This is a genomic window from Collimonas sp. OK607 (genome assembly GCF_900111995.1).
Classification (GTDB): Bacteria; Pseudomonadota; Gammaproteobacteria; order Burkholderiales; family Burkholderiaceae_D; genus Collimonas.
Map to the genome: position 1 here is coordinate 15,549 of NZ_FOKF01000020.1, position 26,690 is coordinate 42,238.

A 26,690-nucleotide genomic window follows, 5' to 3' on the forward strand; every position below is an offset into this window, starting at 1 on the left:
AACCGTACTGTTGTAGTGTGACAAGCGGCCGCAACTGGCTCAGAATCGGAACTTGCTCACTTATGCAATGGAGTCGCTGCAATGACATCTCCCCAACCGGTACAAGTATTGGACAACGCCGCCGCCGTTGCGGAAGTGCCAACGCCGGCAGTCGGCTGGACCATCGCGGCCAGCAGTTTCGCTTTTATCATCGTGCAGCTGGATATCACCATCGTCAACGTTGCATTGCCACAGATCGGCGCCGATTTGAACGCGCGCGTCTCGGCCTTGCAGTGGGTGGTGGATGCCTACACTCTCGGTTTTGCCGTGTTTCTATTATCGGCCGGTGCCTTGAGCGACAAATTCGGTTCCAAGCGGTTGTTCCTGGCAGGTTTTCTGTTGTTTGCCCTGGCTTCGGCCGCCTGCGGGTTGTCACCCAATGCCACCTTTCTGAATATCGCCCGGGCAATCCAGGGAATCGGCGCGGCGTTGCTGGTGCCCAGTTCTTTGGCGATCCTGAACGGTGCCTGTGCTCACGACAAGAAATTACTGGCCAAAGCGATCGGACTGTGGACCGCGGCCGGCGGAGTCTCGATTGCCGCCGGCCCGGTGCTAGGCGGTTTATTGTTAGCCGTCGCCGGATGGCGCAGTATTTTTTGGGTGAATATTCCGATTTGCATTCTGGGTTTCATACTGACCATGCGTGTGGTGCCAGCCATGGCAGCCAAACAACACACACATTCCTTCGATTTCCTGGGGCAGATACTGGCTATTTTTGCGCTGACCGGACTGGTTGGCGCGGTGATCGAGCTTCACCCCTCAGGCTTTGGGCACCCGCTGGTATTGTCCGGATTCTGCCTGGCGCTGGTCGCCGGTGTTGCATTCATCATGGTAGAAAAGAAGGTGGTGCATCCGATGCTGCCTTTGAATTTTTTTCACCAGACCAGTTTCACCGCAGCCGTCCTGTTTGGGGTGTTTGTGAATTTTTCCTACTACGGCGTGATTTTCGTGATCAGTTTTTATCTGCAAAAAGTGCAGGGCTACAATCCGATGCAAGCAGGACTGGCGTTTTTGCCGTTGACTGGCACGTTCATTCTTTCGAACCTGGTCAGCGGCTGGCTGATCGGGCGTGCCGGCATACGTTTGCCGATGGTGCTGGGCGGCTTCATCGGCGCCTTGGGGTACGGTTTACTCGGATCTGTCGGGATTGCGACAGATGCCAGCTTCTTGCAGATGCTGCCGGGTTTCGTGCTGATCCCGGCCGGCATGGGACTAGCCGTACCGGCCATGACGACCTCGATATTATCCAGTGTCGAAAAGGCTCGGGCCGGGACCGCATCCGCAGTACTCAATACCGCCAGGCAGGTCGGCGGCGCGTTCGGGGTGGCTGTGTTTGGTGCGCTGGTCAGCGACAGTTTCGGCGGGGATGCGATTGTCGGCGTCAAAATTGCGATGTTGACGGCCACTATCCTGCTATTGATCGCGGCGGGGATGGGTTATCTGGTACGACCTGTAAGCGGAAAATAAGTGGCCCCGGGCGTTTTGGCGTACATTGTTCGTTAGTCAGCAGAGCGAGTATGTACAACCGTCCAGGAGCGTCGACATGATCAATCCATTCGATTTCAACGGCAAGACAGTGTTCGTTTTCGGCGGCACCAGTGGTATCAACCTGGGCATTGCTCACGCTTTCGCGGAACAGGGTGCGAGAGTGGCAGTCGCCAGCCGTTCGCAAGACAAGGTTGATGCAGCGGTATCCGCATTGTCGGCACACGGAGGCAAGGTTGCCGGTTTCTGTGCGGATGTGCGCAATTCCGATGCGGTTGCCGCGGCATTCTCCGGTGCGAGTCAGGCATTCGGCCAGATAGACGTGCTGGTGTCCGGTGCGGCTGGAAATTTTCCGGCAACGGCACTCGGCATGTCGCCAAATGGCTTCAAGTCGGTGGTCGACATCGACCTGCTAGGTTCATTCCACGTGCTGCGTGCGTCCTATCCCTACCTTACCAAACCAGGTGCAACGATCATCAATATCTCGGCGCCCCAGGCATTCCTTCCGATGGAGTTGCAGGCGCATGTGTGTGCGGCAAAGGCTGGTGTCGATATGCTGACGCGAGTCCTGGCGATGGAGTGGGGCGAGCAGGGCGTGCGTGTCAATTCGATTGTGCCGGGGCCGATTGGCGGTACGGAAGGCATGGAACGGCTGGCGCCGACTCCTGCGCTGAAAGCGAGGATTGCTTCCACCGTGCCTTTGCGAAGGGAGGGAACGCCGCGCGACATTGCCAATGCCGCCATATTCCTCGCTTCACCGCTGGCCAGTTATATTTCGGGCGTGGTGTTGCCGGTGGATGGCGGCTGGTCGCTGGGTGGCGCTACCGCGTTCATGATGGAGGTAACTGCAGCGATCAAGCACTGACCCAGCTGCGCAGAACGCAGCGCGAGCCAGTGTTTCTGCCGCAAATTATTTTTTCATTTCGTCTTTGTGTTCTTCTGCGTGATGGTGCTTCTTTGGAGCCTTGCGGTGATGCTTGGCAGGCCCGTGCTTATAGTCGCCCGGGTGGGTTTCCATCTGGCGGTCGTTGCGGGCGTCGGGATGTCCGGCCAAAGGGTCGCCCGAGTTCTGGGCTTGTGCGAATGGTGTCAATGCGAAGAGGAGAGCGGCGATACCAAATAGCTTTTTCATATTGATTCCTTCCGTTGATTGGGTTTCACAATCCCGGTTGACAGCGGGATTTCTTATAAACGCCGTGGGGGATATTCGGTTGACAACGATGGTGTTGTTCATTCGTAACTTGATGTAGCATTCACTCGTTCGGCATTCACCCGGTCTGCATTCGGCAGACCATCTTTGTTACGGAGCATTGAATGAAAAAACGCCAGTTTCTGTCGACTGCCACCGCTTCGATTGCGGGTGCCATGGGAATGCTTGCGGTATCGCCTGATTTGAGAGCCGCTGCCAAAGGCACGTCCCAAACCGCAGCACCGACAGTATTAACAATTACCGGTGCAATTGAGCGCAGCAATCGCGGTCCGACAGATCCGGTGATCGACCAGATGATGCATAAGCAGAACGTGAAGTTCAGCAGCGCGTTTGCCTTCGACCTTGCCGCACTAGCCAAGCTGCCAGCGGTAACCATCAATCCGACCATGGAGTACGACAGCAAGCAGCATCAGCTGCGCGGCCCACGCCTGGCAGATGTGCTGGACATGCTGGGCGCCAGCAAAGCGCCGGAGACGCAGATTGTGTTTCATTCGGTCGACGGCTATATGCCGCAGTTGAGTTTTTCGCAACTGCGGAAGTACGGCTATATCCTGGCAACCCATATCGATGGCAAGCCGATGGCGATCGGCGGGTTCGGTCCCATCTTCGCGATCTATGACGCCGATCGTATCGCCGAGCAGGCGCAAAAACCGTTGGACCAACGCTTCACGCTTTGTCCCTGGGGTTTGTACTGCATAGAGGTAGTCGGCGGAAAGTGATTTGGCGCCGGTATCCAGTCAAACAATCTGCCAATCCCCGGTATTCTCATTTGCAGTTGTATTCCCGGCATGCGGCAAGAGTTCCCACTCAAACGCCATGGAAAATATTTATTTTGCTAAGGCTTTAAAAACTTGTTACTATTTTGCAATATGTTTCGCATGGCAACATCCTGTTCCTTCAGTCCGGGCATGGGCAATGTGAATCTGTAGGGAGCTGCAAAGTACATAAGAATAAGTTTTGCAAGGAATACCGGTAAAAGGCCGCTCTTTTTAAGCATGGCCTCCCCGGTAAAAGATACCCAGGTAACCGAGTAAGCGCAGCGGCCAGATTTTCTCTGGCCGTTTGTTTGCGTAGTCATGCGCATCGTTGTCGGGGATAAAAATAACATGGCAGTTTTTTTTAACGCAAGGGGAGTGTTTCAAAATGCATTGTTTTCGCGCCTTACTTCTATCTTTATCCGCAGCCGTTCTGACCACTGGCTGCTCGCTCATGGCGCCGCAGTATTCTGCATCGATTGATAACGTACAAAAACTAAAAGATGCAGGCAATTACACGGCGAAGGTCGGGGAATTCGCTTCCGGCCAGGGCCGGGGAAACGTCAATCCGATATCGCTGCGCGGGAGTTCGATGAGTTCTCCTTACCAGAGTTCCTACTCGAAATACGTGGCAGAAGCGATCAAGCAAGAATTGTCGCTGGCCGATAAATTTGCGCCGAACGCAGATGTAGAAGTGTCGGGCACGTTGCTGAAAAATGATCTGGACGCCTCTGGTTTCAATACCGGTACGGGAGAAATAGAAGCGCGTTTTATTGTAAAGAAAAGCGGGCAGATTCTATATGACCAGGTGAAATCGGCCCATCAGGAGTGGCCATCGTCGTTTGCCGGCGCTATCGCCATTCCACGCGCGGTTCAAGAGTATTCGAACCTTGTGCAGAAACTGTTGGCGTCGCTATATGCGGACAATGCTTTTCTTAACGCTCTGAAATAATTTCAACCTGCCTGCGTGCAATTAAACGAACACAATAAAAAATGAAAATCATAAAACTGATCAGTGCCGTCTCTATCGTCCTCGCGTTGGCTGCTTGCGCCCATCCGCTGACCATCAATCCTGACGTAAGCAAAATTGGATTGAGTACAACCAGTCAGCCTATCAACAAAAATGTGGGCTATTACATCCCCGACGCAATGCGTAGCAAGGAAGTAACGACTCCCGGCGGCGGTGGAGACAAGATAACCTACAGCCCTTACCGCGATATCGAACTGGCTTTCTACAAGATGCTGTCGAGTACTTTTTCCAGCGTCACCAAACTGAACGCGAAAAACGATAAAGATGCGATCGAAAAGAATAAGATCGACTACGTTATCACTCCTGATTTACTCACGAACTCGTCGTCATCAAGTGCATTGACCTGGCCCCCTACCCAGTTCAGCGTCGACATGACTTGCGATGTTAGCGACGCTAACGGCAATCTGCTTTTCTCCAAAAAAGCGGTGGGAGAAGGGCATGCAGAATTTAGCGAATTCAGGAAGGATTTCGCGCTGGCAGGAAAGCGTGCCACGGAAGATGTATTGGTGAAGATGCAGCGTACTTTGCTTGATACGCAAGAATTGCGTCAGTAGGACAGGCAACAGAGGGTGACACGTTCGGTGGCAGTGGGAAGCTACTCGCCGCCGAACAATTCTCCCTGAGTCAATGCCGGAGTGTTTGCGGCAAGGTCTTTTCTGGAAAGCGCCGTAGCCCTGACACCAAGCAACCTCAAACGCTTGTCCAATGCGACCCGGCGCAGGCATTCGCCGGCCGCTTGCCGGATCGCGGCGGCGTCGTCCGTCGCATTGGGTAATGTCAGATCCCGGGTGACGATGCGGAAGTCGGAGAAGCGCAATTTGATCCCTATCGTGCGCGCAACATAGCCTTTTCTTTGCAGGTCGCCGGCAAGCCGTACGCACAGGTCCGTGAACATGGGGGTGAGCGTGTCGCGGTCCAGCCTGGCGTGGAGATCTCTTTCAAAAGTCGATTCGCGGCTGATCGATTTGGTTTCCGAGCTGGTCACCACCGGACGATCGTCCAGGCCGATGGCGGTACGCATCAGCCATTCGCTATAGGTGCGCCCGAAATTTTCTTGCAGCACGGCCGGATCGGCGGCGGCCAATTCACCGATGGTATGCAGCCCGAGAGCCGTCAATTTTTCGGCAGTCTTGGGGCCGATGCCGTTGACCTTACGTGCCGCCAGCGGCCAGATGCGCGACTGGATATCGGCCTCGGTGATGACGGTGAGGCCATTCGGCTTGTCAAGTTCCGAGCTGATCTTGGCCAGCAGTTTGTTGGGTGCGACGCCGATAGAACACGACAATCCCGTGGCCTCGCGAACGGCATCCTTGATCCGTTGCGCCAGTATCCGGACCTCGTCCTGGTGCTGGCTCAGGTCGATATAGATTTCATCGATGCCGCGATCTTCTATCAACGGTGCGATCCCGGCCACTGCAGCTTTGAACAGCCGGGAGTAATGACGGTAAGACTCGAAGTCAGTCGGCAGCAGAATCGCGTCAGGTGCCAGTTTGGCAGCCTTCATCATGCCCATGGCGGAAAACACACCCAAGGCGCGCGCCTCGTAAGTGGAGGTGGTCACGACACCGCGGCCGACATAGTCGCGCAGTTTGGAATAGACGAGTTGACCGTCTTCGCCAGGTTCCGGCTTGTGCCGGGAGCCGCCGCCGATCACCACCGCCTGGCCGCGCAGCTCCGGGTAGCGCAGCAGCTCCACCGACGCGTAGAAAGCGTCCATATCCAGATGTGCGATACGACGAATTGGCGAAGGCATGAAGTCAAGGAATAGTGATATTTAATACGGCCATAGGATACCACTACTGTATATAAATACAGTCACGTAAACGTGAGCCCAAATCAAATATTTAGTTGCCTTTTAAGTAATTAATTTGATTTGTCTGACTTTACAGCACAGGGCTAAGCAGGCGCGCGACATGAATCAGCACCCGGTACAAATAGTGCAACCGGCTATAGTCACTTACATCAATTTCGACCGCTTGCTCGAAATCCGCTACCAGCATCTGTTCGACTTCCGCAGCGAATGCCGTATCGATATTCAATGCGGTGATTTCGAAATTAAGGCGAAGTGAACGGTTATCCAGGTTCATGCTACCGACCGCTGCCGTGTCGTCATCAACCAGAAGCACTTTTTGATGTGTAAACCCCGGCTGATAGCGAAATACGCGTATGCCGGCACGTACCGATTCATGCGCGTACAAGGTCGATGCCAGGAAGACGGTGCGATGATCCGGAATGGCCGGGATCAGGATGCGCACATCGACCCCGCGGAACACCGCCAGCTGCAAGGCAGCCATGACCGCAGAGTCTGGCACCAGGTAGGGCGTGGTCAGCCATAACCGGTGACAGGCGGCGTGTATCGCCTGCACGAAAAATAGCGAACAGGTCTCCTGGGCGTCGGCTGGTCCGGTCGCTGCGATCAGGCTGGTGGCCTCGCCGCCGCTGACGCGTGGCGCCAGCAAAGTCAGCGGCTGGCCGGTGATCCATTGCCAGTTTTCATCGAAGGCCAGCTGCAAATCGGCGACCGCCGGCCCTTGCAATTCCATGTGGGTATCGCGCCATGGCGCCAGGGGCGGCTTGCGGCCAAGGTATTCGTCGCCGACATTCAGGCCGCCGACAAAGCCGCGCCAGCCGTCCACCACTACTACCTTGCGATGATTGCGGAAGTTCAGCTGGAAACGGTTGCGCCAGCGGCGAGTGGCGAAGCGATGGATATGGACACCACCGGCACGTAGGATCGCGCTATATGTGGCGGGCAGGTCGTGGCTGCCGACGCCGTCGTAGAGTACATGTACGTTGACGCCGGCGGCGGCACGTTCTAGCAGCGCGGCTTGCAGCCGGCGGCCAAGTTCATCGTCGTGGATGACGAAGAATTGCACCAGCACATAATGTTCAGCGCCGGCGATCGCAGCGAACATTGCTTCAAAACTGGCGGCGCCATTGACCAGCAGGCGCAAACGATGGCCGCTCAGGAACGGTACGCCGAGCATTTTGCTGATGGCTTGATAACGCTGCGCCCCGACATGCGGCGGGTATTCGGCAGACAGGGCTAGCTGAACCGGATCGTCCAGCTGGCGCAGGCGCGCCAGCCGCGAGTGATGCAGTTCGGTATAACCGGAGAAGCGCTTACTGCCCAGGAACAGATAGGGCAGCAGGGTAAAGTAAGGCAGCAGCACCAGCCCGAACACCCAGGCTACCGCGCCCTGTGGGGTGCGGGTGTGCATCAGGGCATGGATTGCGGCGATGACGCCGGCGGCATGCAACAGCAGAACGACAATCGAAATCAGGGCAAACGGCAAATGCGGCATTCAGAAAACTCCGAATCTCATGGGCAGCTTGCATGTTAGCCAATAATCGCGGCTCCCGGCCTGCTTATTTTTTTGCCTGCAGTGCAATCCTTACAGCCAGGCCTGCGAGGACAGTGCCCATCAGCCAGCGCTGGATCAGCAGCCAGCTGGGCCGGCTGCCCAGTACGCCGGCAATCGAACCGGCGGCCAGCGTGACCATCGAGTTGACCGTGATGCTGACCACAATCTGGATCACGCCAAGTACCAGCGACTGCACCAGGATGCTGGCGCCGTTCGGATCGATAAATTGCGGCAACAAGGCCAGATACAGCAGGGCGACCTTGGGGTTGAGCAGATTGGTGAACAAGCCCATCAGGAATAGCTTGCGGTTGCTGTCGGCGGGCAGGTCGCGCACAGCAAACGGTGAACGGCCACCGGGCTTTACCGCTTGCCATGCAAGGTAAAGCAAGTAGGCGGCGCCGCCGAAGCGCAGTACATCATATGCCAGAGGTATCGCAAATAGCAGGGCGGTGATCCCGAACGCCGCACACAGCATGTAAAACACAAAACCGGTTGCCACTCCGGCCAGCGACACGAAGCCGGCTTTAGGACCTTGGCAAATCGAACGCGAAATCAGATAAACCATGTTCGGGCCAGGCGTCAGCACCATGCCGAACGCGACCAGTGCAAAACCGAGCAGTAAATTAAGATTTGGCATATTTGGCACCCGAGGCACACAAAGGATTGTTAGGAAACCCGTTCAGGGAGAGCCTGCGTATTTTGAGGTAAAACTTGCTGCTTTGCACAGTTAAACGATAAATGACTTTTATTTGTGCCTGGGTGGCACAAGTGTTGTTCTGATTCCGTGGATTGTAATGATTGCTGGAATAAATGATAGTAAGCGTACGTACCGGCAATCAACGTTTGACTCGATTGACACCAACATACCGAGGCAAAACCATGAAATCAGAAAACATAGGCCACCTGCTGACCCGTGAACATACCCACGACGTCGTCTACCTTGCCGAGGATCAGACCATTTCGATTCAGAAAGCCTTGAAGCAAGGTGAGAGAATCAAGTGCCTGAGCGGCCTGTTATGGATCACCGCGGAAAATTTCAAAGGCGATATTTTCTTGAACGAGAATAAGGACGTTGAAATGCATGGCGCAAAACATATCGTGATCACCGCCCTGAAATCTTCCAGTTTCACCTATGAGCAGACGATGGCGTAAGATTTGGCATTGCTCGCCGCTTTGAGCGAGTGCTTCGGCCTGCTCAAGGCCATGGAGAATGCCTATGTCTTTCGATGTCGACCTGTTTGTGATCGGAGCCGGTTCCGGCGGTGTGCGCGCTGCGCGTTTTTCGGCCGGATTCGGCGCCCGCGTGGCAGTGGCGGAAAGTCGTTACCTGGGAGGCACTTGCGTCAATGTCGGCTGCGTGCCGAAGAAATTCCTGGTCTACGGCGCCCATTTCAGCGACGATTTCGACGTCGCATCCAGTTTTGGCTGGAGCGTTGGCAAGCCGCAATTCGACTGGACCACGCTGATCGCTAACAAGAATCGTGAGATCCATCGGCTCAACGAGGTCTATCGCGGCTTGTTGCTCAACAGTGGCGTTGCCCTGCACGAAGGCCACGCCAGATTGCTCGACAAGCACACTGTTGAGATTAACGGCCAGCGCATAAGCGCAGCTAACATCCTGATAGCTACCGGCAGCTGGCCGCAGGTGCCGGACATTCCGGGCAAAGAATTTGCGATTACCTCCAATGAAGCTTTTTTCCTAAAGGAATTGCCGCGCCGCGTACTGGTGATCGGCGGCGGGTATATTGCGGTCGAATTCGCTTCGATTTTCCACGGCCTCGGTGCGCAGACCAGCTTGCTGTATCGCGGCGATCTGTTCCTGCGCGGTTTCGACCATGGCGTGCGCCAGCATCTCAATGACGAATTCCAGAAAAAGGGCGTAGACCTGCAATTCAATGCCGATATCGCCAGCATAGCCAAGCTGGCCGACGGCAGTTTGAAGGTAACCCTGAAAGGTGGCCGGGTGCTCGATACCGACTGCGTGTTCTACGCCACCGGCAGGCGGCCGATGCTGGACGGCCTGGGCCTGGAGAATGTCGACGTGGCGCTGGACGCTAAAGGGTTTATCAAAGTCGATCAGGAATACCGCAGCTCGGAACCAAGCATCCTGGCCTTGGGCGATGTCATCGGTAAAGTGCAACTCACTCCGGTGGCGCTGGCCGAAGGCATGGCCGTGGCGCGGCGCTTGTTCCGTCCCGAGGAGTATCGTCCGGTGGACTATCAGCTGATTCCGACCGCGGTATTCAGCTTGCCCAACATCGGTACGGTCGGCCTGACAGAAGAGCAAGCGCAAAAGGCCGGGCACAAGCTGAAAATCTTCGAGACCGGGTTCCGGCCGATGAAGCTGAGTCTTGGCGACTACCACGAAAAAACCATGATGAAGCTGGTGGTCGATGCCGATAGCGACAAAGTGCTCGGCTGCCACATGGTGGGTCCGGATGCTGGCGAAATCATCCAGGGCATTGCCGTGGCTCTGCGTGCCGGCGCAACCAAGCGTGTATTCGACGACACCATCGGTATCCACCCGACCTCAGCGGAAGAATTCGTCACACTGAGAACGGCGCGCCCGGATTGACAAGCCTCTGGTAAAAGATGAACACTTTAAAATTAACGCTCGCTGCCAACATGACAAGCCATGAATGAAAATGAAAATGAAAAGCCGGAATTAACAGAGGCACATGACGACGAAACCGCGGGCTTCACGCGGCGCCGCTTCCTGGGTAGCGTAGTTGCAGTAGGCGCCAGCCTGGCGTTATCCGACTGCGCCAGCGATGGCAACCAGCAAATAGCGGATGCAACCCGGGAAAAGCTGCTGGATCAGCAATTACGGTCTGCCATCAAGCATGTGGTGGTGATCTACGCCGAGAATCGTAGCTTCAACAATTTGTACGGGAATTTCCCGGGTGTACAAAGACCGTTGGCGGAGGCGATGCAGCAGGGACGCTACACGCAGCTGGATCGCGACGGCAAGACCCCGCTGGCGCAGTTGCCCAAGATCTGGGGCGGGCTGGTGCCGCAGGCGCAGCAAGTCAACGGCCAGCGCTACGTGATCGCAGAGGGGCAGATTACGGGTCTGCCGAACGCCCCGTTCAAGTTGAGTGACCAGCAAGGAAAGCCGTTGCCGCAGGGAGTGATCACGCGCGATTTGTGGCACAAGTTTTACCAAAACCAGATGCAGATCAATGGCGGCAAAAACGATCAGTTTGTCGCCTGGGCCGATTCCGGAGCGCTGACCATGGGACACTATGGCGAGACCGCCAGCAAGCTGCGCCTATGGAAACTGGCCGAGCAATATACCTTGTGCGACAATTTTTTCATGTCGGCTTTCGGCGGCTCTTATCTCAACCATATCTTCCTGATTTCCGGGCAGACGCCTTTCTATCCAGACGTCCACAACAGTCCGGCCCGGCACAATGTGTCGACCGTGGAAGGGGACGATCCGAAAGGCACGCGCTTGAAGCTGGATGACAAGAATCCAGCTTCGGCGATCGATGGGCCGCCAAAATTCCTGCGCGACCGCGCCATCACGCCGGACGGTTATGCCGTCAATACGATGGCGCCGCCGTATCAGCCAAGTTTTGTCAAACCGCCGCAAGGTGGCGATGCCGCTTATGCGGACGCCGGCGATCCGATGGTGCTGCCGCCGCAAACCTATCCGACCATTGGCGACCGGCTATCGGAAAAGGGTGTCAGCTGGGCCTGGTACTCCGGCGCATGGCAAGCGGCGCTGGACGGTACGGCAAACAGCGATGCGGTGCCCAATTTCCAATATCATCATCAGCCCTTCAACTATTTCAAGAGTTTCGCCCCCGGAACCGCATTACGCGAGGCGCATTTGAAAGATGCCGGGACAGGCGACGATCCGAACACCAATAAATTCCTGGCGGAGGTAGATGCAGGGCGCTTGCCGCAGGTCAGTTTCTATAAGCCGCAGGGTAACCTGAACCTGCATGCGGGTTATGCCGACGTCGAGTCCGGCGACCGTCACATTGCCAATGTCATCGCGCATCTGCAACGCGGGCCGCAATGGCAAGACATGGTGGTGATCATCACGCATGATGAGAACGGCGGCTGGTGGGACCATGTAGCGCCGCCGAAGGGCGACCGCTGGGGGCCGGGCTCAAGGATACCTGCCACTGTCATCTCGCCGTATGCCAAGAAAGGTTTCGTCGATCATACCGTCTACGACACGACTTCCATCATGCGTTTCATTACCCGCCTGCACGGATTGCGCAAGCTGGATGCATTGGTTGCGCGCGATGAAGCGTTCAAGGAAAACGGCCAGGCACCGCTTGGCGATTTGAGCAATACCCTGGATCTGGCATAGACCGCAGTCAATATCCGTCGTAAATATTATTTCTGAAAGGAGCAGTAATTTGGATCAGGTAGAGATGATTATCCGGCTGTTGATCGCCGCCGCCTTAGGTAGCGTCATCGGCTTCGACCGTGAGCGTTTGTCGTGGGCGGCTGGTTTACGTACACACATGCTGGTATGCGTCGGTTCGGCGCTGGTGATGATCGTATCGGCATACGGTTTCCAGGATGTGGTGGGCAAGCCGGGATTTGCGCTTGATCCGTCGCGAATGGCGGCGCAAGTCGTCTCCGGTATCGGTTTTCTCGGAGCCGGTTCGATCCTGCTGCGCGGCGAGGTGATTCGCGGCCTGACCACGGCAGCCAGTTTATGGTCGGTAGCTGCAGTCGGGTTGGCTGTAGGTGGCGGTTTGTATATTGCCGCAGCTGCGGCGACGTTGATCATCTTGATCATCCTGGCCGGTCTCAAACCCTTGGAAAAACGTTTCTTCATCGCCCGGCAGCGCCGTGAAGTGCGTCTGGTGGTGCGGCGGGGCGCCATGACTTTCCAGATGTTCGGCCAGTTGCTGGACAAGGGCACTGCGCAAATCGAACAATTCGTCGTCGAGCAGAATGCCAGTGATGCTGAGATCGAAGAGGTTACGGTGGCGTTATTGCGTATGTTGCCCAGCGAATTCGACGCCATCCTGGTCAAGTTGAAGGCGGTGCCGGATGTGCATGAGGTGAGCGAAATCCGTTTGCCGTAAATCCTGGATTCCGGCCACTTTTCCAATAGCTGCGTATCCTTGTCAATGTGCCAATTTATGGCGCTGCCGCAGAAGTTGAGGAAACCTTCGAGTAAACGCCGGTCTGTGGCAATACGCGATGTGCTTTAATTGCTGGATATAAATGACATTGTCAAAGGCAAGCCATGAACACATTGATGACCTCAGTCGAGACCGGGTTTGATCAGACCCGCCAGGAGATCCAGCGCGTATTCATTGCTCAGGCAGCTACTGCTTTGCGTCTGCGGCAGTCGAGCAAGGCTGAGCGCCTGCTGAAAATCAAGAAATTGAAGAGCGCGCTGCTGGCACATCGGGATGAGGTGATTGCCTGCGGTTTTGCCGATTTTGGCAAACCTGCCGCCGAAGTTGAACTGACCGAAATCCTGCCGGTGATCGCCGAGGCCAACGACGCCATCCGTAAATTGGGTGGCTGGATGAAGCCGAAGAAAGTCTGGCCTTCGCGCATGATGGTCGGTACATCGGCTTATACCCAATACGAACCCAAGGGCAGGGTTTTGATCGTGGCGCCATGGAACTACCCGGTGAACCTGAGCCTGGGGCCGCTGGTTTCGGCGCTGGCGGCAGGCAATACCGTGATCATCAAGCCGTCGGAAATGACGCCGCACGCTTCAGCCGTCATCGGCAAGATCATCCGTGCGGTATTTGACGAGAATGAAGTGGCGTTGTTCGAAGGCGACGCGCCGATCGCGCAGGCATTGCTGGACTTGCCTTTCGATCATATCTTTTTCACCGGCTCGCCGGCGGTCGGCAAGATCGTGATGGCGGCGGCGGCCAAAAATCTGACCAGCGTCACGCTGGAGCTGGGCGGCAAATCGCCTACGATTGTCGATGAGACCGCCGATCTGCAAGCGGCTGCGCAAAATATTCTGTGGGCAAAATTCACCAACAATGGTCAGACCTGCATCGCGCCTGATCACATTTACGTCCACGCTAGCGTCAAGGAGGCTTTTCTGGGCCATTGCGTGACGGCGCTGGAGAGTGCCTATGGCAAAGGCGCGCAGCAAATCGACAGTACCAGCCTGGCGCGTATCGTCAATCAGCGCCATACCGCGCGCGTCAAAACCCTGCTGGATGACGCCACGGCGCGCGGTGCACGGATAGTCACCGGCGGCGTGGTGGATGAAGTCCAGCGCTACATCGCGCCAACCTTGCTGGACGGCATTCCGGATGAAGCGAAAATCATGAGCGAAGAGATCTTCGGGCCGTTGTTGCCGATTATCAGCTATGAGCAACTGGATACGGTGATCGCCCGCATCAACGCCGAACCGAAGCCGCTGGCTCTGTACGTCTGGAGCCGCAAGCAGGAAAATATCGCCAAGGTCATGCAACAGACAACCTCGGGCGGCGCTTGTATCAACCATTGTGTGGTGCAGTTCTTGCACGGCAACCTGCCTTTCGGTGGCGTCAACAATTCCGGCATCGGCAGTGCCCACGGCCATCATGGTTTCCTGGCGTTTTCGCACGAGAGGGCGGTGGTGCGCAATCGCATCATGCTCGCCAAAATGTTCTATCCGCCTTACACGGGTTTTACACGCAAGCTGATCGCCTTGTTCGTCAAGACCGTTTGAATTCGGGGATTGCTGCCAACTGATCGTTGCAATACATCTGTCTGCAAATGGCGCACAATACCTGTATGTGATGCACAGGTAGCGTCAGGAGGATGGCATGTACAAGAAAATTTTGGTGGCCTATAACGGCACGCCGGAAAGTCAGTCAGCTCTGCACGAATGTATCCATATGAATCCGCCGCCTTCGACGGAAGTCCATTTGCTGGCGGTGGTTCAGCTTTCTCCGCATGGTATGGCTGGCGGCTATGCGCCGGATATCGCATTCACTACCGAACGGGAAATGATGGAACAGGAGCTGGAGCGCGGGCGCGCGTTGATGGCAGCTGCCGGATTGAACGTGGTGCCCCATCTTCAGCTGGGCGAGCCGGTCGAGGTTATCGGTGCATTGTCTGATGTACTGGGGATCGACCTGATTATTGTCGGCCATCCTCGCCATAAGACATTTGCCATGCGCTGGTGGCGCGGTTCGATGGACGCGTTGCTGATTGAGAGGGTTAAAGCCAGCATACTGGTTGCCGTACGTTGCTGATGTGCCGGCAGCACGAGCAGTACAGTGCAACAAAAACGCCTGGATTGCCTAGTCTGATTCTACGATTATCTGTGTGAATTTCCGAACCAGAGGCGTCACGAATTGCGCCACAATAAAAGAAAAAGGAAATGAGAATTGCCAGGCACCCAGGAATTTCATTAAAAAGCCGCTTGAAAATCCATCTTCATAAAAAACGATGAAAAATGATAGGACACCAGACATCAATACCGACATTAGCGCTGCAAATACGAACGTAAAATATTTTTTGTTTAATCTTTTCATGAAGCTCTGAACACTTTAATCAGCGTACCAATGAAGCATACAAGAACCGTATAAATACCGATATTTATACGGTTTTTTCGAATACACACTAAATTTGCCAGAGACTACCCGGCAGTAGAAAATACCACTAGCTGATACCTGTTTTGCTCATGCTTGAACGGGGTCAAGGCCGTCATTTTCAAACCTTCGACGTGAACCGCCAGCGAGTGGGGATTACGGTCGTCGACAAACGCTGCACCGACTTCGTAGCTCGGACGGGTAAATTCCTTTACTGCGACGAACAGCTTTTTCGCAATTCCCTGGCCCCGCCACGCTTTGCCGACACACACCGGACCATAGACAAAAACGCGTTGCTGCTGCAAAGTTTTACCGCCAAACTGCTGTTCTGGAAATGTCTGGAGCATTGCATCAACTACCGGGTGGCGTGGGGGTGGCGCATCAGATGGCGCCATGCACAGGAAACCGGCAAGCCGTTCGCCGTCCATGGCGACCAGGATACCCAGGGCCTGATTGATAGCGGCCACCTTTTGTGTGTCCATGGCCGAGACGATAAAACCTTGCAGTCGTTCTTCTTCACTTAGATTATCTGCCGTGTTTTCCAGTTGCAACGCGATGATTTTTTCGTAGTCTTCCGGGGTTGCCCGTCGAATTTCCATAGTGCTTTCCTTATCGTTGCTGTATTTTTTTGCAAGTGAATATTGTAGGGTCTATTCAATCAGATAGGGCGAGCAACTTTTAAAACTGCGTCCGATACCACTCGCATTAGAGCAATAAAACAATAATTGATCGAACATGCCGCTTGGAAGTATGCTTGAGCTATGGAAATCGAACTAAAACTATTGCTGAATCCAAGTGATGTCAGCAGCTTCAAACGTCATCCCTTGTTAAAGCACTATGCGATAGGCAAACCGCAATCGCGGCAGCTAATCAGCATTTACTTCGATACGCCCGATCTGTATCTGCAGAAAAATCACACTGCGTTGCGGGTGCGCAAAGTAGGAGCACGCTGGGTCCAGACGTGTAAGAGCGGCGGCCAGGCTACCGCGGGCTTGCATCAACGGCCGGAATGGGAGTCGGATATCGGCGGAGCGGCGCCCGATTTGCCTGCCTTGCAGGGGCTGTTGCCGTCTGGCACTCCGGTGGCCCAGTTGTTGTCTGCCCCGGGCCTTGCCGACCGTTTGCAACCGATATTCACTACGCAATTTCAGCGCACCATCTGGCTGCTGCGGTCACTGGCAGGCGACGAGGTGGAACTGGCCCTGGATCAGGGTGAAATCCTCCATGGCGACAGCAGTTTGCCGATCAGTGAAATCGAACTGGAGCTTAAGTCCGGCGCGGCGGCGAGCCTGTTTGAATTGGCGCTCGGATTGCAACATACGGTGCCATTACGCGCCGCCAATGCTAGCAAGGCCGAGCGCGGCTATGGCCTGCATTCGCCGCAGGCACCTGCCGTCGTGAAAGCGCAGCCAGTCGCTTTGTCTTCCGAGTTGACGGTGGAGCAGGGATTCCAGATTTTGCTCGGCAACTGCCTGGCACATATGCAAGGTAACGAAGATGGCGTAGTGCATGGCGTCGATCCGGAAAACCTGCATCAGATGCGGGTCGGATTGCGGCGCTTGCGCGCAGTGCTCGGCCTGTTCAAAAAAATCATTCCGGTTCCGCCGGAAATATCGAATCAGCTCGACTGGTTGGGAGGCACACTGGGGCCGGCACGTGACTGGGAAGTGCTGGCAGTCGCCACGCTGGCCGATGCGGTAAGGCGCTGCCCGAACCCGGCGCAGCTGGATAATTTGCGGCAGCTTGCCTTCAGCGAGGCAGGCCGGCATCGCAATGTCGCCGCAACTGCGGTCGAATCTCGTGCTTATACACGATTGTTATTGATGCTTGGAAGTTGGATCGAGGGGCGGCGGTGGCGTGAGGGACTGGGCACGGAACAGATTGCAGCGCTATCCTCGCCTTTGAAGAAATTCGCAGTCAAGAAACTGGCAGGCTTGCAGAGAAAGTTGTTGAAGCGTGGCCGTCGCATCAAACAGCATGATGCCGCCAGGCGCCATCGGATCAGGATCGCCGCCAAAAAAATACGCTATGCCACAGAATTTTTTGAAGTATATTTGCCGCCTAAACGTAGCCATGCCTATGTCACCGCTCTAGGCGACCTGCAAGATGATTTGGGTGCCGCTAATGATCGCAGCGTGGCCGACAGACTGCTGCAACAGATTGCCGATTCGCATCCCGAAATGGCGCCGGGACTGGCCGAATCCTGCAATCTGGCTCGCGAGCTGATGGATGATGGTCGAAAACACAATAAATCTGAAGCTGCCAGATTATGGCAACGATTTGTCGCGCTGAAGCCGCCGGTGAAGGTCCATTCGTCCTGATTGCTTGGTCCTTCGCCCTATTTGGTGCAAAATACGCTCGCCAAGCTCTTCCTGTAACACCGTGGATGAAGGTGAGCGGGGCAAGAAACACCGGAGTGAAATCATGACCTACGAAGAATACCTGGACGAAGTCACCACCTTGATGGTCGAGTTATACGATCTGAAAGATGAAGCCGCGATCAAATACGTGATGCGGGCGCAAGCAGCGGATTTTTTTACCTTGCATGACGACGATCCCGCCATGCGTACGCTGGAGCGCGCGCGCGAAGATGCCAAGACGATTTACGAACAGCGCAACAAGTCGCGGCCTGAACTGTATCGTAAATAAGTTTGACCAATAAGTCAGGCTGCAGGCGGTTACAATAGCCATCCGCGATTTTCTCGCAGTTCCTCTGCGCAGTTCTCTAGTTTACAGATCTCATACATGACCGAATCCATCCGCCTTGCAAAACATCTCGCCAACCTGATTTCCTGCTCCCGCAGTGAAGCAGAACAATATATCGAGGGCGGTTGGGTCAAGGTCGATGGCAAAGTGGTTGAGGAGCCAGGGGTACGCATCGGGCCGCAGCAACAGGTCGAACTGATGGCGGGCGCGACACTGGAGCCGCAAGACCCGGTGACCATCCTGTTTCATAAACCGGCTGGCCTCGATCTGTATGCCGGTCCGGCGCTGAGCGAGTTGGCGTCACAGTTGATTGTGCCAGAGAAGCGCGCCACCGACGACCGCGCCGAATTACGTTTCCTGAAGCACCACCTGGCCAATCTGAACCTGATCGAACCGTTGGAAACCCTGGCCAGCGGTTTGCTGGTTTTCACTCAGGATTGGCGGATTACCCGCAAACTGGTTGACGATGCCGCCAAGATCGAGCATGAATTCATTGTCGAAGTGGCTGGCGATATCATTCCTGACGGCCTCAAGCTGCTGAATCACGGCCTGAGCTTCAACCGCAAGCCGCTGCCGCCGATCAAGGTCAGCTGGCAAAATGAAAAACGCTTGCGTTTCGCTCTCAAAGCACCGCCGCGTGGCCTGATCGTGCACATGTGCGAACAGGTCGGATTGCAGGTGGTCGCCAGCAAACGCATCCGCATCGGCCGCCTGCCGATGGCTAGCCTGGCGGTCGGCGAATGGCGTTATCTGCTAGGTTACGAACGGTTCTAACGCTCTTTCCGGATTTGTTTTTTTCGGCGGCAACAGTCCGCTTCGGCGATGAAATAGGGGCAGGGTGATTTTCGCAAAACCGCGAAAATCACCCTGGCCTTTTTTTACGCACTTCTTCTTGGACTACTGAGTACATAGCGTTCGCGTTTGTTGTTCGTTTGTTGTTGGTTTGATGTTAGCTACTCTGATTGCTATTTCATGGATGCTAATTTCGAGGTAACTCAGTTTCGGCGTGGGGTTAAGTCCAGCCTTAAAATCCGCTCCTACTTGACACAATGATTACATTTTACAGCAATCTACGTATGGAGCTATTCCTTAGCTCTGGCGCGATGGCTTGTTAAAAAATCTCTCTGTCAAACTAGCTAACTCCGCTTAGCAAGACTTCAGCGCCAAATTAAATATGGCAAATTACGCTTCTATGAGGCGCCAATTATTTGTCACCTATTCAGGAGATTCGCGATGTCTGCAATTCCCTCACGCAATCGTTACACACCAAAAACACGCGGTGTTGATATCACCGCTCTCATACCAGATTTCCCCTTTGATTATGGCAATTTTCTGGAAACCGCCAAGAGCAAAGGTACAGCCCTTTTCGAGATACCAGCCGCAGGCAAAGGTAAAAAGGTACTGGTCGTTGGCGCCGGCGCTTCTGGCATGGCGGCTGCCTATGAACTGTTGCGGATGGGTTTACATCCTGTGGTGGTTGAAGCATCGGATCGTATCGGCGGCCGTCTAAATTCTCATCGTCTGGGCAATGTTAGTAACCAAAGTCTTGCAGAGCTAGGTGCGATGCGCTTCCCCGCGTCCGGTAAAACCGGGATGCACTATTTCAGCAAGCTTGGGATGCTGTCAAACTCTGCGCCGTTTCCGAATCCAGGTAGCGAATCGGCAGTCAGCACAGTGGTTGATTATGAAGGCAAAATAACCTATTACGAAAACCGTGGTGAGGGTATATCTAATCCTTTTCCACCACCAAAAGAGTATCTTGATCTGGAGGATGACCTGTTTGGTCCAGACGGCTTTCTTAATGAAGATCCGATAAATTACGACGAATTTCAGAGAGCACTACTAGCTGGCAATACGGACTGGGAAGAAATCAAAAGAATCTGTGATGCGCTACTGGTTGCGCACAAATGGGATAACCTCAGTTTCCATTCCGCTTTGGTTGAAGTGGCAAAATGGGATACCAAAAAAATCAATCTTTTTGGCCAAATTGGCTTCGGTACCGGCGGATGGAATACCGACTATCCGAATGTTTTTTTGGAGGTGTTGCGCGTACTTTACACCGGTCTGGACGTAGATCATCAATTGATGTACGACGGAGCAGAAACGTTGCCGCAAGGTTTAATGAATAAATCGCCGCGTGAGCTGGGTGACGCTTCCGATCCGATCACCATTGATGCCACTGTTAACGATTTGAGTGAGGCAATTCTTGGAATATATTTTAGTGATAATCCAAGCGTTACTCAAAAAGAAGTACGTCATCTTCAGCGCAACACAGCCCCGTTGGCCGGTCAAATTACCCCACTTCTGGCCAGGTTAAATTACCCCACCCCGTGAGTAGCTGACATTGCCGTAAGGCCCGGTCAGCGTTCATCGTGAACATCCTGTTGGCAGGACGTTATCTTCTTCCCTCGATAGTCGAGGGAGTTCGGAGTGTACGTCTTGAAGCAGCATCTACAAACTACAGTCATCACATTGCTTGCGGCCGGCAAGAGCCAGCGCGAAATTGAGCGCATCACCGGCGTCAATCGCAAGACCATTCGCAGTCTGGCGCAACGTACTGACGCTGACGTTTCAAATTACCCCGGGGTGGCCACCGGCTCAGACCCGCAAATTACCCCACCCCGGCCACCGACTATTTCCAGTGGACCGGTGTCGGCGTGCGAGCCACACCGAGCCTTCATCGAGGCCCAGCTACGCCTGCGCCGCAACTACACGGCGATTTACCAAGACCTGGTTGACCAGTTCGGCTTTACTGCCGCCTACAACAGCGTCAAACGCTTTGCCGGCACGCTGGTGGCGCGCGAACCGGAACAGTTCGATCGGCTTGAGTTCGCGCCCGGCGAAGAGGTACAGGTCGACTACGGCGAAGGCGCCATGACGCGCGTGCCAGGCAGCGACCAATATCGACGCCCTCGACTATTCGTGATGACCCTGCGGTACTCCCGGCGCTGCTTTCGCCGGGTCGTGTGGAAATCCAGCCAGGAAACCTGGGCACGACTGCACGAAGAGGCCTGGCGCTACTTCGGCGGATGCCCTAGTTATGTGGTCCTCGACAATCTCCGGGAAGGCGTCATCAAGCCTGATCTGTACGAGCCGGAACTGAACCCGGTCTACAGCGCCATGCTCGCCCACTATGGCGTGGTGGCCGACCCGGCGCGGGTGCGAGATCCGAACCGCAAGGGCACCGTCGAGAATGCTATCCAGCATACCCAGAGCACCGCGCTCAAAGGCCGGCGCTTCGAATCGATCGAAGAACAGAATGCCTTCCTCGAACGGTGGGAAACCAAGTGGGCTGCGCTGCGTATCCACGGCAGTGTCAGGCGGCAGGTCGAGGCCATGTTCCAGGAAGAACGTACCCACCTGAAACCGTTGCCGCTGCAAGGCTTCCAGTATTTCACGGAGTGCGAGCGCACGGTCGCCGACGACACCTGCATACGGATCGACCACAGCAGCTACGCGGCGCGTCCGGCCATGATCGGCAGCCGCGTATTGGTGCGACTGTTCGAGCATCATATTGAGATTCGCAACCGCCACACCCATGCTGTGCTGCGTACCCATCCGCGCGCCCAGCGCCCAGGCAGCGTGCTCCTGCCTGACGATGAACGGCCCTTTAATCCTTCACGCGAGACACGCCGCATCCTGGCCCAGGCCGAAGATATCGGTCCAGACACCCTGCGACTATGTCAGCAATGGTTCGACAAAGAAGGTCGAGTCGGCCAGCGCAAGCTGTGGGGCATCGTCAACCTGGTCAAACGTTACCCGCGCCGCCTGATAGATCAGGCCTGCGCCCAAGCCTTGCGCGAGAACGTGTGTAGCTATAAATCGATCCAGATCCTGACCGAGCGCTTACTTGTCGCTGCGTTGGCGGAAATCGACGCGCCGGTTCAGGGCGAGTTGGATTTGACGCAGCAGCATCCCCTGATCCGGGACGGCGACGACTACGCCGACCTGTTCACCCTCGGCGCCCAGAACAGCGCCGCTTTACCACCCACTAAGGAACCATCCCCATCATGACCATGAGCGAAATCGAACGAGCATTATGCGCTTTGCGCCTGTCCGGCATCCGCGCCACACTGGAAACCCGCATCCTGCAGGCGCAAGCCAACCAGGAACCCTTCCTCGACACCTTCTCGCTGATTCTGCAAGACGAGCTGGACCGGCGCCGTTCCCGTCTGATGGATCGACGCTACCAGCAAAGTGGCCTGGACGAACGCCTCACTCTGGCCGATCTGGACTGGCGCTTCAACCCGAAGCTGCCGCGCGCCGCCTGCTTCGAGCTGCACACGCTCAAGTTCATCACCGAAGGGCAGAACGGACTCATCATCGGCAAACCTGGAACGGGCAAGAGTCATGTCGCCAAGGCGATTGCCTATCAGGCCACGCTGCAGGGACTCAATGTCCGCTACCTGGAGGCCGACAGCGCGTTTGCCAAGTATGCGCTGGGCAACGATGCCGAGCAGCGCAAACAGCTGCGCACGTTGCTCGACGCTGACCTGCTGGTTCTTGACGATCTATTCCTGGCCCGCCGCATCAGCGACGCCGCCAGCGAGATGTTGCAATCGCTGGTGCACCAGCGTTACAAGCTCAGACGCAGCATCGTGGTCACCTCCAACCGCGTCGTGCAGGACTGGGGGAAATACCTCCACGATAACACCATGGCCACCACCATCCTGGACCGTCTCATGCATCGCGCGCATCTGCTTGAATTTGAGGGGAAGAGCTATCGACTGAAAGAAGCTGCCAGCCGTTTGACTGGTTTGACTGCACAAGAAACTATAAAAACCGACAGCACCAAGAACGATTAATCTACAATCTGTCATGTCCTGCCTGGGGTAATTTGACCTGGCCAAGGGCGGGGTAATTTAACATGGCCAACGGGGCACAGTAGACAACACACTGACAGTTTCCATTACCGATACCACCAACGGTAGACAACAGGATATTATCTTTGACGCGGTCATCTACACCCCGCATGTCAGGATTCTCGACAAATTTCGTCATTACGGAACTCCTGAACAATATAAGCAGACCACCGCTCTTTTCGAGCACAGCACTTGGGAAGCGATCGAATACACCCACTACATGCAATCGGCAAAAATTTTCATGGCTACCAGAGAAGCGTTCTGGAAAGAGCGCGACCCTCTGGATGGCAAGCAGAAGATGAGTATCACGCTATCCGATCGCCTCACCCGTGGAACCTATTTGGTGGATTATGCTGATAACCAGGGGGCTGACAGGGGTTCCGGCATTTTCCTCTCCTATACCTGGAACGACGATTCCCTGAAATTCCTGGGCGATCGAGAAAATGAAAATGGATTACTGGTGCATGCAAACATGTGTCGTCAAGTTCTGAAAGACATTTATCCCAAAGTTGATCTCGCAGACTATGCGATATCAGGAAATACTGGAGAAGTGGAGATTAATTGGGAAAATGAACCGCTATACCTGGGGGCATTTAAGATGAACCTGCCGGGTCAATACGATTACCAGCGTATTCTTTTTTCACAATTCATGACAGGCGTCAAAGAGGGAAATCCCCATCCCATGGTGCTCGCCGGTGATGATATATCCTGGGTTGCGGGGTGGGTGGAAGGTGCCCTTACCACCAGCATAAATGCTGTAAATAAAGTTGCTGTTGTCTTTGGCGGAGGAGATTTTGCTGGCAATGAAGGGCCGATTACCAGGTGGGATGATCTGAAGCCAGTGATTATTTGATTGTCGCTCTTGTGGCGCTACTGCAACCGCACTAGCGCCAATAACATTGCACATTATCCTGAGTTTACAAAAAAACTCATGGCGTGTAGCGAAGGAGGTCCAAGGATATTTGCACTTCCTTCGATACCGTGCAACGCATCTATTTAAGTTTCAAATCCTTTTCACTTTGCGCAATAAACGGCTGCTCCGCTTTTAAATCAAGTGAGCGTGCGAATAAATAATAAGCGCCGCCAGAGACGATCAAACCAATCAGCCAGCCTATGTCAATTCCACCTAAGGCTTTGGCAATTGGGCCTTCATAAAAATCTCCTGCAATAATAAAAGGAATCATTGCGACAAAGCCGATCAGGTACGCCCCTATCCCGCGCCATTCCCATGCACCATAAATGCCATCGGGCGTAAAGAAATGCGTAATTGCATAATGACCACGGCGCACAAAGAAATAGTCCACAAGATTGACTGCAGTCCAAGGTACCAAAAAGTACAGCATGATTGCCAGGAATCCTTCAAGCAAGTGCAACGCTTCGCCGCTTAACGCCAGAGTGAATGCCAACCAGATAGCGGCAATCGCGATCGTGGTGGTGATTCGCGTGCCACGCGTCGGGTGAATTTTGCGGATCGAATCAACGCCAGTCAACACCGTTAATACACCGCTGTAGGCGTTTAACCCCATTACTGATACCAGCGAAATTACCGATGTGATTACCACCAGATAACCAAAGCCGGGCAACACGTTAGTGCCCGCCTGATACAACGCAACCAATGCATCCGTGCCACCCAGGCGGGTTGCTAACCATGCACCCAAAGCAATCATCCAAATGCCGGAAAATGAAGCGCCACCGGCAATTGCTGTAATTAAAGCCGATGAACGTGTTTTACGAGGTAAATAGCGCGAGTAATCGGAGACATACGGGGCGTATGAAATATTGTAGCTTGCACCTGCAGCAAATTGCGTCAGGAACGCGACCCAGCCGAAAGCCGCGGTGTTGGCACCGTGGCTTACAATATCCGTTGTGGTGGCATCGGAATTGTTTGCAAATCCCAGCAACGCCGCCAGCGTCAGCACGGCATACACCGGTACGCTGATCATGAATGAGTACTTGAACACCTTGTGCAACAGGTCATGTCCATATATCGCCAGCACCGCTGCAATGACAGTCGCAACAATGGCGACCACGCTGCTTTGCCAGCCAAACAAACTCTGCAAACCACTACCCAGCAACGCGCCATTGACGACATTGAAGCCGACAAACACCAGCAAAGTTCCGAGCAGAGCCAGCACCACACCGCGATAGCCAAATTGTGCGCGTGACTGAATCATTTGCGGCAAGCCCAATTGCGGTCCTTGTGAACCGTGAAGTGCCATGAACAAGGTGCCAAACAAAATTCCCAAGCCACCTGCAAGTGCACTCCACCCAGCCGTTAATCCCATTGACGGGCCGATAAAGCCGATGGATACCGTGAAAAAATGAAAGTTACCCAAGAACCAGAATGGGCCCTGATCTCGCACCTTTGATGTGCGTTCATCGTCGGGAATGTAATCTATCGAATGCGCTTCAATAGAATTGTGGCGTGCTGCTGCACCCGCGTCAATGGCCTGGGTATTCGCTGTCATGTCTTCTCCTGGTTTATTCTGATTCGATCGCACCCGGCCTTGCTGTGCGTCGTTATGATTTTTTTATGCGCTGGGCTTGAGTGTGCTGATTGCCGATGTCTACTTCTTCCATCGCCAGCTTCACCTGACGTTGATCGAGATAACAATATTCTTTCCGACTTTCGTGCACTGCCGAGAAATCCAATTGCGCCGTCAGGGTGGAAGCACCGTTATTTGCTTGCAAAACGATATCGCCATAGGGATTGATCACCATGCTGCCACCGGCAAACGATTCGCCGGCGGCATCCGTTTCGCAGCGATTTACAAGAATCGAGAACACTTGATTCTCCATGGAGCGTGCGGTCAGCGCGCGTTGGTGCACCACGCCATGGGGATGCATCAGACCATCGCTGACGATAATCAGTTCTGCACCCAAACTGGCGAGCGCGCGTGCCGACTCCGGAAATTCAATATCGAAACAGATTAATAATCCAATCTGACGGCCGTTCCACTGCGCAGTTGTAAAACAATCGCCGGGGCTGAAAATGCCGGTATCGGCCGACCACAAATGTACTTTGCGGTGATGCAAGACAATTTCACCTGCAGCATCGATCAATACACTCGCATTGAAAAATTGATCGTCGCTCACTTCAGCGAAGCCGAGTGCAACCGCGATTTCATACTGCCGTGCTGCTGCGCAAACTTGAGCGATCATTTCGCCGCTGACGGCTTGCGCCAATACGGCCACATTATCTGCGTCCGGGAACCCACTGAAAACAGTTTCTGGAAATACCATGAGCTGCGTGCCGATACAGCGTTGTGATATTTTTTCCAGAACCGTCGCTAAATTGATGGCGAGTGCGCCATCTACAATCGCTACTTGAGCTAATTCGATTTGCATCGCAGCTCAGATTTCTGAGTTTTGCGTTTGTGATGCATAGAAATCACAAGCAATGCCCGCGTCACGGCAAATCACGGCATTTTTGCGCTGATCCATACCGACATTCTTGAAGCTGATGTTTTCCATTGCAATCCCGCAAGTATTGATATGAACGAAGTTTATATGTTAACTAAAAATCAATATTACGGGTATTGCGGCACTATCATATAGTGCCAATCTGATTTTTTTTGACGGAGCCACTTTACGCGTGGCACCGCTTGCGGATCTTAATTTATAGATCGCCAACCTGTAGGAAATATCGAGGTTGTTCAGTTTCGCGAGAATGATTTCGCGCTCTTTGAACAGGCCAGGCGCGGAC

The 26,690-nt window shown here is 54.6% G+C and carries 26 protein-coding genes; 18 read left to right on the plus strand and 8 right to left on the minus strand.

Features of this window, described 5'->3' with window-relative positions; all coding sequences use genetic code 11:
- Positions 1-81: 81 nt before the first annotated feature.
- Together BM029_RS14660 and BM029_RS14665 are read left to right on the plus strand one after the other, a co-directional pair.
- The gene (locus BM029_RS14660; RefSeq protein WP_092437202.1) at positions 82-1,506 is read left to right on the plus strand and encodes an MFS transporter; all 1,425 of its coding nucleotides are present in this window, start codon (positions 82-84) and stop codon (positions 1,504-1,506) included.
- A gap of 76 nt (positions 1,507-1,582) precedes the next feature.
- Positions 1,583-2,389 carry an SDR family oxidoreductase gene (locus BM029_RS14665; RefSeq protein WP_092437204.1) on the plus strand — a complete coding sequence of 269 codons (807 nt, stop codon included), beginning with the start codon at positions 1,583-1,585 and terminating at the stop codon, positions 2,387-2,389.
- A 45-nt stretch (positions 2,390-2,434) separates the two neighbouring features.
- Here BM029_RS14665 and BM029_RS14670 read toward each other — a convergent pair whose 3' ends face one another.
- Complete coding sequence (locus BM029_RS14670) at positions 2,435-2,758, minus strand: hypothetical protein (protein ID WP_139217255.1); 324 nt, start codon at positions 2,756-2,758, stop codon at positions 2,435-2,437.
- A gap of 80 nt (positions 2,759-2,838) precedes the next feature.
- Here BM029_RS14670 and BM029_RS14675 point away from each other — a divergent pair, with 80 nt between their 5' ends.
- From BM029_RS14675 to BM029_RS14690, 3 genes are all read left to right on the plus strand, one after another.
- Complete coding sequence (locus tag BM029_RS14675; protein ID WP_092437208.1) at positions 2,839-3,453, plus strand: putative pterin-binding protein; 615 nt, start codon at positions 2,839-2,841, stop codon at positions 3,451-3,453.
- A 367-nt stretch (positions 3,454-3,820) separates the two neighbouring features.
- Positions 3,821-4,441, plus strand: a complete 621-nt coding sequence (locus BM029_RS14685) for a hypothetical protein (RefSeq protein ID WP_244545060.1) — start codon at positions 3,821-3,823, stop codon at positions 4,439-4,441.
- A gap of 41 nt (positions 4,442-4,482) precedes the next feature.
- Positions 4,483-5,073, plus strand: a complete 591-nt coding sequence (locus tag BM029_RS14690) for a YajG family lipoprotein (RefSeq protein ID WP_092437214.1) — start codon at positions 4,483-4,485, stop codon at positions 5,071-5,073.
- Between the two features lie 41 nt (positions 5,074-5,114).
- On the opposite strand, the gene dinB is transcribed toward BM029_RS14690, so the two are convergent.
- From dinB to BM029_RS14705, 3 genes are all read right to left on the minus strand, one after another.
- Positions 5,115-6,272 (minus strand): DNA polymerase IV, encoded by a 1,158-nt coding sequence (gene dinB, locus BM029_RS14695; RefSeq protein ID WP_092437215.1) that lies wholly within the window; start codon positions 6,270-6,272, stop codon positions 5,115-5,117.
- A 130-nt stretch (positions 6,273-6,402) separates the two neighbouring features.
- A complete protein-coding gene (cls, locus tag BM029_RS14700) occupies positions 6,403-7,824 on the minus strand; it encodes a cardiolipin synthase (protein ID WP_170851088.1) in 1,422 nt (473 codons plus the stop codon).
- 64 nt (positions 7,825-7,888) lie between these two features.
- Entirely contained in the window at positions 7,889-8,521 is a 633-nt protein-coding gene (locus tag BM029_RS14705) for a LysE family translocator (protein ID WP_092437217.1), read from the minus strand.
- 242 nt (positions 8,522-8,763) lie between these two features.
- Between BM029_RS14705 and BM029_RS14710 the strand changes: the two genes are divergently transcribed.
- The 6 genes from BM029_RS14710 (at position 8,764) to BM029_RS14735 (ending at position 15,077) form a co-directional block, all read left to right on the plus strand.
- Entirely contained in the window at positions 8,764-9,036 is a 273-nt protein-coding gene (locus BM029_RS14710) for a DUF2917 domain-containing protein (RefSeq protein ID WP_170851089.1), read from the plus strand.
- A 64-nt stretch (positions 9,037-9,100) separates the two neighbouring features.
- Positions 9,101-10,459, plus strand: coding sequence for a glutathione-disulfide reductase (gene gorA, locus BM029_RS14715; RefSeq protein WP_092437220.1), 1,359 nt, complete (start codon positions 9,101-9,103; stop codon positions 10,457-10,459).
- Between the two features lie 60 nt (positions 10,460-10,519).
- Entirely contained in the window at positions 10,520-12,211 is a 1,692-nt protein-coding gene (locus BM029_RS14720; RefSeq protein WP_092437222.1) for an acid phosphatase, read from the plus strand.
- A 64-nt stretch (positions 12,212-12,275) separates the two neighbouring features.
- A complete protein-coding gene (locus BM029_RS14725) occupies positions 12,276-12,941 on the plus strand; it encodes an MgtC/SapB family protein (RefSeq protein WP_092437344.1) in 666 nt (221 codons plus the stop codon).
- Between the two features lie 164 nt (positions 12,942-13,105).
- Complete coding sequence (locus BM029_RS14730; protein ID WP_092437224.1) at positions 13,106-14,548, plus strand: aldehyde dehydrogenase family protein; 1,443 nt, start codon at positions 13,106-13,108, stop codon at positions 14,546-14,548.
- A 97-nt stretch (positions 14,549-14,645) separates the two neighbouring features.
- Positions 14,646-15,077: a universal stress protein gene (locus BM029_RS14735; protein WP_092437226.1), complete on the plus strand. Its 432-nt coding sequence runs from the start codon at positions 14,646-14,648 to the stop codon at positions 15,075-15,077.
- A 48-nt stretch (positions 15,078-15,125) separates the two neighbouring features.
- On the opposite strand, the gene BM029_RS26620 is transcribed toward BM029_RS14735, so the two are convergent.
- Both BM029_RS26620 and BM029_RS14745 read right to left on the minus strand, forming a co-directional pair.
- On the minus strand, positions 15,126-15,359 hold the full coding sequence (locus BM029_RS26620; protein WP_092437228.1) for a DUF2798 domain-containing protein: 234 nt from the start codon (positions 15,357-15,359) through the stop codon (positions 15,126-15,128).
- Between the two features lie 104 nt (positions 15,360-15,463).
- Positions 15,464-16,015: a GNAT family N-acetyltransferase gene (locus BM029_RS14745; protein WP_092437230.1), complete on the minus strand. Its 552-nt coding sequence runs from the start codon at positions 16,013-16,015 to the stop codon at positions 15,464-15,466.
- 162 nt (positions 16,016-16,177) lie between these two features.
- Here BM029_RS14745 and BM029_RS14750 point away from each other — a divergent pair, with 162 nt between their 5' ends.
- The 7 genes from BM029_RS14750 to BM029_RS14780 all read left to right on the plus strand — a co-directional run bounded on the left by BM029_RS14750 (position 16,178) and on the right by BM029_RS14780 (position 23,837).
- Complete coding sequence (locus tag BM029_RS14750) at positions 16,178-17,737, plus strand: CYTH and CHAD domain-containing protein (RefSeq protein WP_092437232.1); 1,560 nt, start codon at positions 16,178-16,180, stop codon at positions 17,735-17,737.
- A 103-nt stretch (positions 17,738-17,840) separates the two neighbouring features.
- Complete coding sequence (locus BM029_RS14755) at positions 17,841-18,065, plus strand: hypothetical protein (protein WP_092411871.1); 225 nt, start codon at positions 17,841-17,843, stop codon at positions 18,063-18,065.
- Between the two features lie 96 nt (positions 18,066-18,161).
- Positions 18,162-18,896 carry an rRNA pseudouridine synthase gene (locus BM029_RS14760; RefSeq protein WP_092437234.1) on the plus strand — a complete coding sequence of 245 codons (735 nt, stop codon included), beginning with the start codon at positions 18,162-18,164 and terminating at the stop codon, positions 18,894-18,896.
- A 459-nt stretch (positions 18,897-19,355) separates the two neighbouring features.
- Positions 19,356-20,456: an FAD-dependent oxidoreductase gene (locus tag BM029_RS14765; RefSeq protein WP_092437236.1), complete on the plus strand. Its 1,101-nt coding sequence runs from the start codon at positions 19,356-19,358 to the stop codon at positions 20,454-20,456.
- A gap of 96 nt (positions 20,457-20,552) precedes the next feature.
- Positions 20,553-22,136, plus strand: a complete 1,584-nt coding sequence (gene istA, locus BM029_RS14770) for an IS21 family transposase (protein ID WP_092437238.1) — start codon at positions 20,553-20,555, stop codon at positions 22,134-22,136.
- Positions 22,133-22,927, plus strand: coding sequence for an IS21-like element helper ATPase IstB (gene istB / locus BM029_RS14775; protein ID WP_092437240.1), 795 nt, complete (start codon positions 22,133-22,135; stop codon positions 22,925-22,927). The genes istA and istB overlap by 4 nt, the downstream gene beginning before the upstream one ends.
- A 103-nt stretch (positions 22,928-23,030) precedes the next feature.
- The gene (locus tag BM029_RS14780) at positions 23,031-23,837 is read left to right on the plus strand and encodes a flavin monoamine oxidase family protein (protein WP_256381610.1); all 807 of its coding nucleotides are present in this window, start codon (positions 23,031-23,033) and stop codon (positions 23,835-23,837) included.
- Positions 23,838-23,976: 139 nt separating this feature from the next.
- Here BM029_RS14780 and BM029_RS14785 read toward each other — a convergent pair whose 3' ends face one another.
- Together BM029_RS14785 and BM029_RS14790 are read right to left on the minus strand one after the other, a co-directional pair.
- Positions 23,977-25,452: a purine-cytosine permease family protein gene (locus BM029_RS14785; RefSeq protein WP_092437244.1), complete on the minus strand. Its 1,476-nt coding sequence runs from the start codon at positions 25,450-25,452 to the stop codon at positions 23,977-23,979.
- 52 nt (positions 25,453-25,504) lie between these two features.
- Positions 25,505-26,332 carry a carbon-nitrogen hydrolase family protein gene (locus BM029_RS14790; protein WP_092437246.1) on the minus strand — a complete coding sequence of 276 codons (828 nt, stop codon included), beginning with the start codon at positions 26,330-26,332 and terminating at the stop codon, positions 25,505-25,507.
- Positions 26,333-26,690: the final 358 nt, after the last annotated feature.